Source organism: Acinetobacter sp. 251-1, from assembly GCF_030329305.1.
GTDB lineage: Bacteria > Pseudomonadota > Gammaproteobacteria > Pseudomonadales > Moraxellaceae > Acinetobacter > Acinetobacter piscicola_A.
In genome coordinates this window covers 181,047-194,769 of record NZ_JACANS010000003.1, presented here as the reverse complement: position 1 = coordinate 194,769, position 13,723 = coordinate 181,047, and the positions used below count along the sequence as shown (strand labels likewise).

12 protein-coding genes are annotated in these 13,723 nt (G+C 38.7%); 10 read left to right on the top strand and 2 right to left on the bottom strand.

The features are described from left to right. Positions 1–5 precede the first annotated feature (5 nt). Genes ureE through HX129_RS03455 form a run of 4 tightly spaced genes read left to right on the top strand, consistent with a single transcriptional unit; the run spans position 6 to position 2,412 of the window. Positions 6–512: an urease accessory protein UreE gene (gene ureE / locus HX129_RS03470; protein ID WP_286433620.1), complete on the top strand. Its 507-nt coding sequence runs from the start codon at positions 6–8 to the stop codon at positions 510–512. Then, positions 502–1,164 carry an urease accessory protein UreF gene (locus tag HX129_RS03465; RefSeq protein WP_286433622.1) on the top strand — a complete coding sequence of 221 codons (663 nt, stop codon included), beginning with the start codon at positions 502–504 and terminating at the stop codon, positions 1,162–1,164. The genes ureE and HX129_RS03465 overlap by 11 nt, the downstream gene beginning before the upstream one ends. 48 nt (positions 1,165–1,212) lie before the next feature. Continuing rightward, positions 1,213–1,827 carry an urease accessory protein UreG gene (ureG, locus tag HX129_RS03460; protein WP_174493773.1) on the top strand — a complete coding sequence of 205 codons (615 nt, stop codon included), beginning with the start codon at positions 1,213–1,215 and terminating at the stop codon, positions 1,825–1,827. Between the two features lie 12 nt (positions 1,828–1,839). Beyond that, positions 1,840–2,412: a HupE/UreJ family protein gene (locus tag HX129_RS03455; RefSeq protein ID WP_286433624.1), complete on the top strand. Its 573-nt coding sequence runs from the start codon at positions 1,840–1,842 to the stop codon at positions 2,410–2,412. Positions 2,413–2,674: 262 nt separating this feature from the next. On the opposite strand, the gene HX129_RS03450 is transcribed toward HX129_RS03455, so the two are convergent. Both HX129_RS03450 and HX129_RS03445 read right to left on the bottom strand, forming a co-directional pair. After that, on the bottom strand, positions 2,675–4,285 hold the full coding sequence (locus HX129_RS03450; protein ID WP_130072117.1) for a purine-cytosine permease family protein: 1,611 nt from the start codon (positions 4,283–4,285) through the stop codon (positions 2,675–2,677). A 338-nt stretch (positions 4,286–4,623) separates the two neighbouring features. Beyond that, a complete protein-coding gene (locus tag HX129_RS03445; protein WP_286433628.1) occupies positions 4,624–6,531 on the bottom strand; it encodes an ATP-binding cassette domain-containing protein in 1,908 nt (635 codons plus the stop codon). Between the two features lie 36 nt (positions 6,532–6,567). Between HX129_RS03445 and HX129_RS03440 the strand changes: the two genes are divergently transcribed. The 6 genes from HX129_RS03440 (at position 6,568) to HX129_RS03415 (ending at position 13,528) form a co-directional block, all read left to right on the top strand. Continuing rightward, on the top strand, positions 6,568–6,813 hold the full coding sequence (locus tag HX129_RS03440; protein ID WP_174493770.1) for a SlyX family protein: 246 nt from the start codon (positions 6,568–6,570) through the stop codon (positions 6,811–6,813). Between the two features lie 118 nt (positions 6,814–6,931). Then, positions 6,932–7,939 carry a hypothetical protein gene (locus tag HX129_RS03435; protein WP_286433632.1) on the top strand — a complete coding sequence of 336 codons (1,008 nt, stop codon included), beginning with the start codon at positions 6,932–6,934 and terminating at the stop codon, positions 7,937–7,939. A gap of 25 nt (positions 7,940–7,964) precedes the next feature. Further along, entirely contained in the window at positions 7,965–8,912 is a 948-nt protein-coding gene (locus HX129_RS03430) for a PIN domain-containing protein (protein ID WP_286435996.1), read from the top strand. Between the two features lie 68 nt (positions 8,913–8,980). Then, positions 8,981–9,430, top strand: a complete 450-nt coding sequence (locus HX129_RS03425; RefSeq protein WP_286433636.1) for an ammonium transporter — start codon at positions 8,981–8,983, stop codon at positions 9,428–9,430. A 28-nt stretch (positions 9,431–9,458) separates the two neighbouring features. Further along, positions 9,459–12,101: a type I DNA topoisomerase gene (gene topA / locus HX129_RS03420; RefSeq protein WP_286433638.1), complete on the top strand. Its 2,643-nt coding sequence runs from the start codon at positions 9,459–9,461 to the stop codon at positions 12,099–12,101. A 668-nt stretch (positions 12,102–12,769) separates the two neighbouring features. Continuing rightward, positions 12,770–13,528, top strand: a complete 759-nt coding sequence (locus HX129_RS03415) for a hypothetical protein (RefSeq protein WP_174493767.1) — start codon at positions 12,770–12,772, stop codon at positions 13,526–13,528. The last annotated feature ends 195 nt before the right edge of the window (positions 13,529–13,723 follow it).

The following is a 13,723-nucleotide window of genomic DNA, read 5'->3' as shown; positions in this document are numbered from 1 at the left end:
TGCTGATGAAAATATTTACCCAACGATTGGAGCAGACGCAAACTGAAGAGGCATTTGAAACGGTGGCTCTGACTTTTGATACCCGTCAAAAAAGTCGTTTTCGTGCCACTTTGGATAATGGTGATGATATTGGCGTGGATTTACCACGTACAGGTATTTTAAGAAGTGGCGCATTGATTGCGACCGAGCAAGGCGAGATTTTAAAGGTCAATGCCAAAGCGGAACATTTGATGCAAGTCACAGCAAAGACTGAATTTGAGCTGTTAAAAGCGGCATATCACTTGGGCAATCGGCATGTGCCACTGATGTTGACCCCGACCGCTTTGTATTTTGAGCCTGATCATGTACTTGCGGAAATGGTGCAGGGCTTAGGTTTGGTTGTCACGGAGGTTGATCACCCCTTTGAACCTGAAAGTGGTGCTTATGCGCAACATGCACACAGTCATGAGCGTTTATCGAAAGCAGAAACGAAGCCTTTAAGCCCAATCAAGTCTTTACACCATGTCCATTAATGCCGCGCAACTGCTCAAGCTCTTAACGCTTTCTTCAACGGCTTTGCCTGTGGGTGCTTATTGTTATTCACAAGGTGTGGAAAGTGCGATTGAAAAAGGCTTGATCCATGATGAAAACAGCAGCAAAGCCTATTTTGAAGATGTTTTGGAAATGCTGTTGCTTCGCTTCGAGCTGCCTATTTTGCAACGGTTAATGCAGCATTTTTCACAGGAAAATGAATTTTTATATTGGGCGCATTTATATCGGGCGAGTCGTGAAAGTAAGGAACTCTTGACTGAGTCACAACAGTTGGCATTTTCCTTAAATGCATGGATCAAAGATGTCCTTTTACTTGATGTCACGGTGAAAAAACAGTTTGGTTTTGTGCCTGTCTATGCACAGCTCTGTGGTCGTCTAGGCTTAAACGAGGCGGATGTTTTAACTGCTTATAGTTTTTCTGTTTTGGAAAATCAGGTCTTGGCTGCGGTTAAAACCATTCCATTGGGTCAAATGAGCGGTCAACGGATTTTATGGCATTTGCATGGCTTGGTTCCTGCTGCGGTAGAGAAGGCGATGGCGCTACAGGATGATGAAATGAGTAGCAGTTTGCCACAGTACGCCATGCTCAGTATGCAACATGAAACGCAATATTCAAGATTATTCCGTTCTTAAATTAACAACATTTAACTTTAGTATTCACACAAAATAAAGGAAGAAATCATGTCAGAACGTAGTCCATTACGTGTTGGAATTGGTGGTCCTGTTGGATCAGGTAAAACGGCATTGACCTTAAATTTATGTCGTGCATTACGTGACAAATATAATATGGCAGTGGTCACCAATGATATTTATACCAAAGAAGATTCTAACTTTTTAACTCATAATGAAGCCATGTCACCTGATCGTATTGTGGGGGTGGAAACGGGTGGTTGCCCGCATACAGCAATTCGTGAAGATGCATCAATTAACCTTGCTGCAATTGATGATTTATGTGAAAAGTTTGAGGGTTTGGAACTGATTATCATTGAAAGTGGTGGTGATAATTTAGCTGCAACCTTTAGCCCTGAGCTATCCGATTTAACCCTTTATGTGATTGATGTTGCAGGGGGTGAAAAGATTCCTCGTAAAGGTGGACCGGGCATTACCAAGTCAGATTTATTGATTATTAACAAGACAGACTTAGCGCCAATGGTGGGTGCAAATCTTGAGGTGATGGATCAGGATGCAAAACGCATGCGTGGTGATAAACCCTTTTTATTTTCAAATATGAAAACTGAAGATGGTTTGGCTGAAATTATTTTATTTATTGAAAAACAAGGTTTATTTAAAGCCTGAGGAGCGATGGAAATGACAAAATTTGGGCAAAAAAGTATTTTATTTTTTTTATCCTTGAGTCCTGTTTTTGCAATGGCACATCCCGGGCATGATCAAACTCACTCAGGTTTTGCAGCAGGATTTACACACCCATTCACAGGGCTTGACCATATGATGATGGCGATTGCTTTGGGGGTGTTATTTTATTCAGCCGCTAAAAAATGGAATGTGATCGGCATGATTGGTATGGTCTTGGCTTTGGTTGGTGGCTTTGTAATTGGGGCAGCACATTGGATACCTGAAGTATTTGCAGAATATGGCATTGTGGCTTCGCTGATGGTGGTTGCGATTGCATTATGGTCGAAGTCAAACATGATTTTACCTGTGGCAACGGCGATGTTGGTTACTTTTCATGGTGTTGCGCATGGTGCTGAACTGGGTGGTGCAGGGCATGTCGTAGGCTTGGTTACAGGTATGGTGGTGGCAATGTCACTGATTTATGCTGTGGGTCTACTGTTAGGGAAAGTGATTGCGGACTACATGCCTTATGGTAAAAAAATCGTGGGTGTTTTTGCTGCCTTTGTTGCGTTGATTACTTTGGCTTAATGTATAGAACATTTCAAAAAATCCTGCATGAAAATGTGGGATTTTTTGTATCTGATCGTTTTATATAAAAATACTTAACTCACTGAAATTACTCCTCATCCCTGATTCATATATGGCATAAGACAAGGAAGTTTCAATATTAATTTTTCTATCAATCTTGGTTTGTTTTTACTTTTGTAAGTACTTTATTTTAAAAAAACACAAAAAATAAGGCTTCAAATGAAGCCTTAAATTTAACCAAACTATTTTTATTTTAGTTTTATTATTTTTCCATGGTTTTGCACAATGAACAGATCACGCCATTATGTTGATGTGAATACATAATATCAGGACGTTCATAATCTTCATGACATGACACACAGTGATAAACCGTCGCAACAGGCGTACCTTCAGCATCATAACGAGGCTCTTTGATGCCATCATTTTCAGACTTGATATAGTATTTCCCTTGGGTGATTAAGCCCATCACAGGAGTCAATACAAATGCCACAACCAAGGCAATCAATGGAGAATAGGCAGCAAGGAAATCCCCAAACAAGCCAAAGAATGCAGCAATGGACAGACCCGCAGCCGCAAGGAAAGAAACCATTCCAACAGGGTTGACGTTATACAACATGTCACGACGATATTCAGGCTCTTTCGGTGACAGCTTAAGCACATATTTATTGATGGCAATATCCGTTGCAACCACAACCACCCAAGCAATGGCAAAGTTAGAATAGAAACCTAAAATTTTACCTAAGACCGCAAACATATTGCCTTCCATCAATGCAAGGGCAATGACAAGATTAACAATGACAAAAACAATGCGTCCCGGATAATGTTTGCTGATACGGGTATACGCACTCGTCCAAGCTAAAGAACCCGAATAAGCATTGGTGACATTAATTTTAATTTGTGAAATCACCACTAAAATCACGGCTAAAGACAGCGCCAACCAACCCGGTAACATGTCATGGAAAGCGGCATTGAACTGTTGTACAGGCTCAGTTGCATTGACACCTGGAATTTTTGTCAGTAAATAAAAACCTAAAAATGCACCAATGATTTGTTTAATTGCACCCAAAATGACCCAACCTGGACCTGCTGAGATGACTGCAATCCACCAAGATTTGCTATTTTCTTTGGTTTTTGCAGGCATAAAGCGCAAATAATCAATTTGCTCACCAATTTGCATAATCAGCGACAAACAAATCCCTGCACCTAGCATAATCGCTGCCATGTCCATAGGTGCATAGCCGCTTGTACCTGTATAGGTGGCAAAAGAGCTGACCAAACTCGGTTCTTTATGAATTAAATATGCCACAGGTCCAATCATCAAAATTAACCAAATCGGCGTGGTCCATACTTGTAGTTTACTTAGCGCTTTCATGCCATAAATCACAAGGGGAATGACCATCACTGTGGAAATCAGATAACCAGCCCAGAGCGGAATACCAAGCCCGAGCAGTAAACCTTGCGCCATGATTGAACCTTCAAGCGCAAAGAAAATAAAGGTAAAACTCGCAAAAATAATACTGGTTAACACTGAACCCATATAGCCAAAGCCTGCGCCACGAGTAATCAAATCTAAATCAATATTGTAGCGAGCAGCATAATAGGCAAGTGGAATACCTGTCAGGAAAATAATGATCGCAGCGAAGAGGATCGACATGACAGCATTGGTTGTACCATACGTCATACCAATACTTGCGCCAATTGAAAAATCAGCTAAATAGGCAATGCCGCCTAATGCGGTAATGGCAACAACTTTAGGGCTCCAACGACGAAAACTATGTGGTGCATAACGTAATGTGTAATCTTCTAATGTTTCATTTGCAGCTGAGGAAGTGGCTTTATCCTCAAAAGTATCTGTTGTAGATGGGTTATGCATCGCAAACACTCCTGTATTTTAATTTTGTGTTTGTCTGGTGTTTTGCAAAATAGATGCCAAATGTTTGAAGGATGTTTTATTTTTATTAAAGGTTTGAATTTTAATAAAATATTTATTATTGATGATTGAGGGGGATAAATTTAAGCACTATTTTTATCCATCAATGCACTTGAATAAATGCACAAAAAATGACAGAAAATAATGTTTTAAAAATACTATGAGCATTTTTAGCGCATCAAAAAATGAAAATATCGTGTTGATCATATTGAAAAATTCGGACTTGAATCAAAAACTCCGCACTAAAGGCGGAGTTTTTTGCAGCTAAAAAAATATAGAAATTAACCTTTACTCATTTCTTCAAGCTCTTCCCAACGCTCAAGTTTTTCTAGCAATAAATCATCAATTTCGGTTAAGCGATTGGACAGTTTCATGGCTTGATCTGAATCAGAAACAAACAATGAACCATCTGCAAGTAGGTTGTTAATTTCAGCTTGTTCCTTTTCCAAAGCTTCCATTTCAGCAGGAAGTTGCTCTAAAGCACGTTGGTCTTTATAGCTCAACTTAACTTTTTTCGGTTGCGTAGCTTGTGCTGCCACCGCTGCAGCTTTTGCTGCGGCTTTTTTTACTGCACTCTTTTGATCCACAACGGTTTGGTCAGGGCGCTGTTCAAGATAATCTTGATAACCACCAATATATTCGTCAATATGACCTTTACCATCAAAGACCCAAGTCGACGTCACGACATTGTCCATAAAGGCACGGTCATGCGAGATGAGAAGTAATGTACCTTTATAGCCACCGAGCATTTCTTCGAGTAGCTCAAGTGTTACCATGTCCAAGTCATTGGTTGGTTCGTCCATGACAATCAGGTTGGATGGTTTAAGTAAAAGCTTAGCTAAAAGAATACGGTTACGTTCACCACCAGACAGTGCTTTTACAGGTGTACGGGCACGTTCAGGTGAGAATAAAAAGTCTTGCAAATAACTATAGATATGACGGCGACCACCATTCACATCTACGAAATCAGAACCTTCTGATACGTTATCTTTGACTGATTTTTCTAAATCTAGCGCATTACGCAGTTGGTCAAAATAGGCGACTTCAAGCTGTGTTCCTGTTTTAACGCTGCCCGTATGTTCTTGCTCACCTAAAATGGCTTTAATCAGGGTGGTTTTACCTACACCATTATCACCGACTAAACCAATACGATCACCCCGCAAGACCAATGCAGAGAAATCTTTGATGATCGGTGCATTGTCACCAAAAGTAACGCTGAGATTTTCAATCTCAAAGACCACTTTACCTGAGCGTTGTGCTTCTTGCGTCGCCATACTGACTTTACCTTGTTGTGAGCGACGCGCTTTCGATTCTTCACGTAAAGCTTTTAACGCACGGACACGACCTTCATTACGGGTACGACGTGCTTTGATCCCTTGACGAATCCACACTTCTTCTTCAGCTAAACGTTTATCAAACAGCGCATTTTGCTTTTCTTCAGCTTCCATTTGCTGTTCTTTTAGCTCAAGATAACGTGAATAGTTACCCTCATAGCTACGTAAAATCCCACGATCTAGCTCAACAATACGGGTTGCAATGCTGTCAACAAATGAACGGTCATGCGAAATAAACAATAAAGTTAAATTGTTTTGATCCAACAAAAATTTTTCTAACCATTCAATACTTTCAACGTCTAAATGGTTAGTTGGTTCATCGAGTAATAGGACATCAGGCTGGGTCAGTAAAGCACGAGCCAATAACACACGGCGTTTACGTCCACCTGATAAATCTGCTAAGTCTGCTTCTGGGTCTAAGCCCATTTTACTTAAAATTGCATTGACTTTGGTTTCAAGTGACCAACCATCGAGTTGATCCATCTGATGTTGTAGATTGCCCATGCGTTCACAGGCTTCCATGTCGCCGAGTACGCAAGCATCACTCGCTTCATGATATGCTTTTAATACTGAAGCTGCTTCACCTGCACCGTCAGCAACGATGTCAGCAACTTTGCCCGAATCCATCGGTACATCTTGCGCCAACATGGCAATGGTGATGCCATTTTGCAAGGAAACTTCACCTGCATCAGGTAATAAACTTCCCTCAATTAGTTTAAGTAAAGTAGACTTACCTTCACCGTTACGCCCAATCAAACAGACTCGTTCGCCACGTTCTAAACTGAAGTTTGCGCCGTCGAGCAGGGCAGGTCCACCAAACGCAAGTTGGACATCCCTTAAAGTAATATAGGCCATAATGTTTCCTAAACATCCCACAGTGAGGACTAAAAAGTGACTAAACAGAAAAATTTTGATGATCAAGCGTCATTTTCCGCACCCATAGAAGATTTGCAAGTCCGAATTACATTTTTAGATGATTTAGTCGAACAATTAAATGATCAAGTGGCACAACAAAGTTTGGAAATTGCAGATTTAAAGAAACAGATGAAGCTACTTTATCAGCGTGTGGAGTCTGCGGATTTATCAGAAGGCGTTGCAGCTTTTGATCCAATGACCAATCGCCCACCTCACTATTAAGATATTGGCTGAGGTTGTTTTTTCGCTGTAAATTGTGAGATCGCACGGAAAATATATTTGACCTTTGTGTAAAAGCTCGGTGTAATGCTGACTTCCATTTCCTTGTTAACATTGAATTATGCAGAATAAAGTCGTACTTCTTGATATTGAAAATAATATGCCAACATTAAAAATGTTAAGGGATATTATGGAACATTATTCGGCTTTATATCTATTTAATTGTGCAGGGAAAATTGAGTTTGCACTGGATGATTTAACGGAATTGGCAAGCCTGATTGCAAGTGGGCAAATCATCATTTTAGATGTGCCTGAAACCACTGAAAAAGAATATGAATATGCGGTGGTGGTTGGGCAACTTTTAGCATTACTTGAGCAAGATAGCCATATTGAAGTTATTTCTGCGATGCCAACTTGTCAGATGCTCATTGATATGTTGCGTAGTTCAGAGTTGAGTTGTCATTTCATTCAAGTTGAACCTGAAAGTACCACCAAAGCCTCAAAACATACGCTTCCAAGTATTGAAACGATTCAAAAAAAGCCTGCTTTGCAGTTAATTAAAAAATATTGTGATGTTGTCGCAAAAATGACAGGTAAACCCAATACGGTTGAAAAATTAAAAAATTCCCTTGTTAATTGTTTGCAGATTGTGCCTGAAAAAGCCCAACATTTATTGGGTATGTTAATTAATCTAAAAATAGTCAAAAAACAGGATGAGCAAGTTTGGTTTCGCAAAAAATTGTTGAAACAATGGTCACAACTTGATTTAGAACAAAAAAATGGAGTTTCAGAGCGTAAAGTATTAGAAATTGATGCTGTTTTAGAAAAACTCAGTGCTGGTGCAAAACAGGTGATTTCTGAGTTGGAAAAGCAGCAAAATAAAGCAAGTGACACAACATTTTTAAATCAAGATTTTGAAAAAATTGATCCAATTCAGTGGGAAGTAATTCAAAAATTAAATGAATTAAAAACCAATAAACCCAAAGATATTTATGCGCTGCGAGATTTGTTGGAAAAAATGTTTCCACAAGCAGATGTGCGTTTATTGCTCAAAGAATTGATTGAAAAAGGTTATATTTATTGGAATGGGCATGATGTGATTTATAGTCATGAGATGTATTTGAATTAAAAATTAAAATTGTGTTGGGGGACGCATGAAAAAAATCTTATTACTTGATATTGAGAATTTACATAAAACCGAAAAAGAACTACTTAAATATTTATCTCAATATCAATTAATCTATCTTGTTTATGCAAAATCACCCGTGAATTTTAGTTTAGATGGATTGGTAAAACTTGCGCCATTTGTGATGAATGGAAAATTAAAAATTTTAAAAATGCCTAAATTAGGCAAAGATGCTGCTGACTTTGGTTTAGCGTTTATTGCAGGACAATTATCCGTTCAAATGCAAGCAAAAGAGTATTGTTTTGACGTCATGTCCAATGATCATTCAATGGAATATGTTGTTGATTTGCTTAAATTGGCACAATTTGATGTGAAAATTATCCATGAAAAGCCATTGATTGCATATCAACAGATACAAGAAATTAAATCTGAATTCAATCTAAATAAAATGCTTTATCAATATTGTGAAAATTTGACCAAATCGAATTTTTCTAAACCTGCAAAAGTAGAGTCATTAATTAACTCTTTGAAGGCAAATTTAAAAATTGAGGAGGATATTGCAAAAGCAGTGATTGAAGAGCTAAAAAAATTAAAAGTCATTAAAATTAATGAAAATAAAGTACAGTATTTTCAAAATATTATAGGGAAATTAGTGCAGGATTTTTCTGCTGAAACTGCTGAAACTGCTGAAACTGCTGAAACTGCTGAAACTGCTGAAACTGCTGAAACTGCTGAAACTGCTGATTTTGAAGTATTAGAACAAAGATTAACTGAAATTCAATTTAAACTCGTGACTTATTTTAATTCACAGAATAAACCTTATCCAAAAACATTAAGCGGTTTTACGACGATTTTAAAAAAATGTTTAGATGAAACATTAATAGAAGAAAGTTTATATTTATTAAAGAAATATGAGCTTATTCAGGTGAATAGTAAAAAACAAATTTCATATAGTCCAATTTTATTTGCGAATTAATTTATCAAACAAACTTGCGTTTTATATTCAGCTTATGCAAATCTAATATAGGAATAAAAAGGTGAATTATGGAACACACAGGTCTTTGGGTAGCAGTCATTGTTATTGTTTTTGTCATGGGCTCAATTTTTGGTTTGCGTGTAAGCCCAAGAGAAAAAGCACTGGGTATGATGCGAGAAAAAGCCAGAAAAATGGGATTACATCCACGATTGGTGGCAGCGCCTGATTGGACAAAAGTACCAATGGCAACTGAAAATCGTGCCAGTATGGTGGCGTATTATAGTGTGTTAATTCCAGAAGCTCGCCTACCTTTGATGCGTGCACGTGTAGAAGATCAAAAACTTAAACTGTTGCAGGGCGATGCGAAATTTAATGATTTTCCCATTGCATTAAAAGGTATTTATGCTATTCATATGCAAGCTAACTGTGTGGGACTCTATTGGGATGAAGAATCAGACCTTCGAGCAACCCAGCTAGAAGATATGAAAGCATATTTATTCTCCTTGGCTGAAATTTAACTTAAAAAAATAGGATAGACGGTTCATTATGGCGCAAGCTCCTCGGTCCACAACCAAAAGCACAACTGCAGAAACTCCCAATGCAGGCAAGAAACGTGCCTTAGTGATTGTGGAGTCGCCTGCAAAAGCGAAAACCATTAATAAGTACTTAGGTTCAGATTACATTGTAAAGTCATCTGTAGGTCACGTGCGTGATTTACCGACAGGTGGTTCAAGTAAAACGACAGAAAAAAAACCTGTAACGCGTGCCAAATTGACAGATGCACAGAAGGCTGAAAAAGCACAAACGGCATTGGTCAACCGCATGGGCGTTGACCCAGAGCATGACTGGAAAGCGCAGTATGAAGTGCTTCCAGGCAAAGAGCATGTTGTTGCTGAACTGAAAAAACTCGCTAAAGATGCTGACGAAATCTATCTCGCAACGGATTTGGATAGAGAAGGGGAAGCGATTGCTTGGCATTTACGTGAAGTGATCGGGGGGGACGATAGTCGTTACCATCGTGTTGTTTTTAATGAGATTACCAAAAATGCGATCCAGGATGCGTTTAAACAGCCGACACGCCTTGATTTAAACCGAGTGAATGCACAACAAGCCCGCCGTTTCTTAGATCGTGTGGTGGGCTTTATGGTGTCACCATTGCTATGGGAAAAAATTGCCCGTGGTTTGTCAGCAGGACGAGTACAGTCTGTGGCAGTGAAACTGGTGGTCGAGCGTGAACGTGAAATTCGTGCTTTTATTCCTGAAGAATATTGGCAAGTGTTTGCAGATACCAAATCTCACAAAGATGACATTCGCTTAGAAGCTGTCAAGCAAGGTGGTAAAACTTTAAAATTGCAAAATAAAGCCCAAACTGATGCTTTATTAAAAATTTTAAATAATGCTGAATATAAAGTTTCAGCCCGTGAAGATAAACCAACGAAGGTCAATCCAAGCGCACCATATATCACCTCGACGCTCCAACAAGCCGCAAGTACACGTCTCGGCTTTTCTGTAAAGAAAACCATGATGCTTGCACAGCGTTTGTATGAAGCAGGTTACATCACCTATATGCGTACTGACTCAACATTCTTGAGTGATGACGCAGTGAATATGGTTCGTACACATATCGAAGCTGAGTTTGGTACGAAATACTTGCCGGCAAAGCCAAATCGTTATGGCAATAAAGCAGGTGCACAAGAAGCCCATGAAGCAATTCGTCCATCGAATGTGGCACTAAAAGGTGATCAACTCGCAGGCGCGGAACGTGATGCACAGCGTTTATATGATTTGATTTGGCGTCAATTTGTCGCATGTCAAATGACCCCAGCAGAATATTTATCATCAACTATTTTAGTCGATGCCAATGGGGTAGAACTTAAAGCCAAAGGTCGTACTTTAGTTTTTGATGGTTTTACCAAAGTTCGTGGTCAAAATAAATCAGATGATGATGTATTACTTCCTGCGGTGAAAGTGGGTGAAATTCTCAAGTTAGAAAAACTTGATCCATCACAACATTTTACTAAACCACCTGCACGTTTTACCGAAGCATCTTTGGTGAAAGAGCTTGAGAAAAAAGGCATTGGTCGTCCTTCGACTTATGCCGCGATTATTTCAACGATTCAAGATCGTGGTTATGTCAAACTCGACAATCGCCGCCTTTATGCTGAGAAAATGGGTGAAATCGTTACAGATCGTTTGGACGAAAGTTTTAACAATCTAATGAATTATGCTTTTACTGCTGATCTTGAAGGTCAACTGGACAAAGTTGCCGATGGTGAGCGTAATTGGAAAGAGTTACTCGACAGTTTCTATGGCGATTTTAAGAAACGTTTGACGACTGCACAGGGTGAAAATGGCATGCGCCGTAATCTTCCTGTTGAAGTTGAGGCAGTACATTGTAAAGAATGTGAACGCCCAATGCAGATTCGTACAGGGACAACAGGTGTATTCCTTGGCTGTTCTGGTTATAACTTACCACCGAAAGAGCGTTGCAAAGGGACATTGAATTTAACCCCAGTCGAGTCACTTGCTGCATTGTCGGACGATGACGGTGCTGAAACTGCAGATTTGATGTCGAAAAAACGCTGCCCAATTTGCGGTACGGCCATGGATAGTTATGTCATTGACGGTGGTCGTAAGCTACATATTTGTGGTAATAACCCTGATTGTAATGGTTATGAACTCGAAGAAGGTGAGTTCAAAATCAAAGGATATGATGGGCCAACTATTCCTTGTGATAAATGTGATGGCGAAATGCAGCTGAAAACGGGACGCTTTGGTCCTTATTTCGCATGTACAAGCTGTGACAATACCCGCAAAATGTTAAAAAATGGTCAACCTGCGCCGCCGCGTGTAGACCCGATCAAAATGGAACATTTACGCTCAACCAAACATGATGATTATTTTGTATTACGTGATGGTGCGGCGGGTCTGTTCTTAGCCGCAAGTAAGTTCCCGAAAGTTCGTGAAACACGTGCACCTAAAGTTGCTGAGTTGCGTACAGTTGCAGATCAGATTGATCCAAAGTACCAATTTATCTTACAAGCACCTGATCAAGATCCAGATGGTCATCCAACTTTGGTGAAATTTAGCCGTAAAAACCAAGCGCAATATATTGGTTCTGAAACGCCTGAAGGTAAACAAACCAAATGGTCATTGGTTTATCAAGATGGAAAATGGGTTGAAGCTTAATTTTTAATTTTATTAAAATTTTTCAAGAAAATGCTCACTTTGGTGGGCATTTTTTATATGATTTTGGAAATTAAGTAAAAAATTATTTGAGTTAAGTATTTTTTAACTAAGAGAATAGTAATATGAAAACTGCAATAGAAATGCTTATAGTGTTGTGGTTTGATCGGGTGAATGCTCAACAGATTAATCAGTGGGTAAGTGAATATATTGAAAATCAAAATATTACATTGGATAAATAATATTTTGCGCTTTTAGATTCTAATTTAAATGATAGTGAGAATTTATTAGTTGAATTAGTTAAAAAGATAGATTCAAACTTTACTCAAAGCAGTGTTTTAGCTGAAATATATACAGCTAAATATTGATTAGGAAAATTGAAAGAGTATTTAGATAATCAAATACTACCATTATCTATATGCAATCTAATCATGGACATTGAGGTGGCTTTTTTAAGTGCTTCACGGGGGTTACCTGAAAATATTGCTGATTACCCAGAATGGTTGGGTAGCCTTTGGAATGCTTGCGATTAGTGTGATGAAAGCTGGACATTTGAAAATTCTCCTCACTTGGAAACTGAAATTCAAATACAGGTGGAAAAAATTGAAGAATGGTTATTAAAACAAAAGATTGATGATCGCAAATAAAAGCGATAATGATTGGTGCTGAAAATGTGGAAAAAAATCCGAGTTGTAATTTTATTACTCATTTTATTGATTGTCGCCGTGAATGCTTGGCGTGATATGAATCAAGATTGGACTAAACCCATTATCGTGTTACTTCATCCAATTAATGCGGATGGGCAAACGGCAACAGAGCACTATATTCAGCAGCTTTCGATTGATGATTTAGATGAATCAAAACTATATTTAATGCAACAGTCAAAACAATTTCGTGGACAGCCCATTCAAGTCTATTTCCAACTCGGACGAGAACTTAAAAATATTCCCCCTAAAGTTCCAGAAAATCCAAGTCTGCTCAATAGTATTCTATGGAGTCTAAAGTTTAGGTTTTATGCTTGGAAACAACATGAAAATGGTGATGGCGCACCTGCTGTCACACTTTATTTAAATTATTATGATCCTCAAAATATACATATTCTAAAACACTCAACAGCACTTGAAAAAGGTCGTATTGGTTCAGTCAATTTATTTGCTTCTAAAAAGCAGAGTGAAAGCAATAAAGTCGTTTTAGTACATGAACTCTTACATACCTTTGGTGCAAAGGATAAATATGACCTGAACACAGGACAGCCGATTTTTCCATTGGGATATGCACATCCTGAGCAAAATCCAAGATATCCGCAACAATATGCTGAAATCATGGGTGGCTATATTCCATTGAGCGCAACGAAAAGCAAAACCCCTGATAATTTAGAAGATACCATGATCAGTGATTTAACCGCTCAGGAAATAGGCTGGGTTAAGTAAAGATTATTCATTTATCTTCAATTCTGGATAAGCTTTTACTTTTATCACTATGTTTGTCTTGCACTTCGAATAAAGCAATGCATTTTTTTATTGCTACGCTAGTCTTGCGTTTCGAACAAAGCGATGCATTTTTTATCACTACGTTTGTCTTGCGCTTCGAACAAAGCGATGCTTTGTTCTCGCTCAAGATGCAGA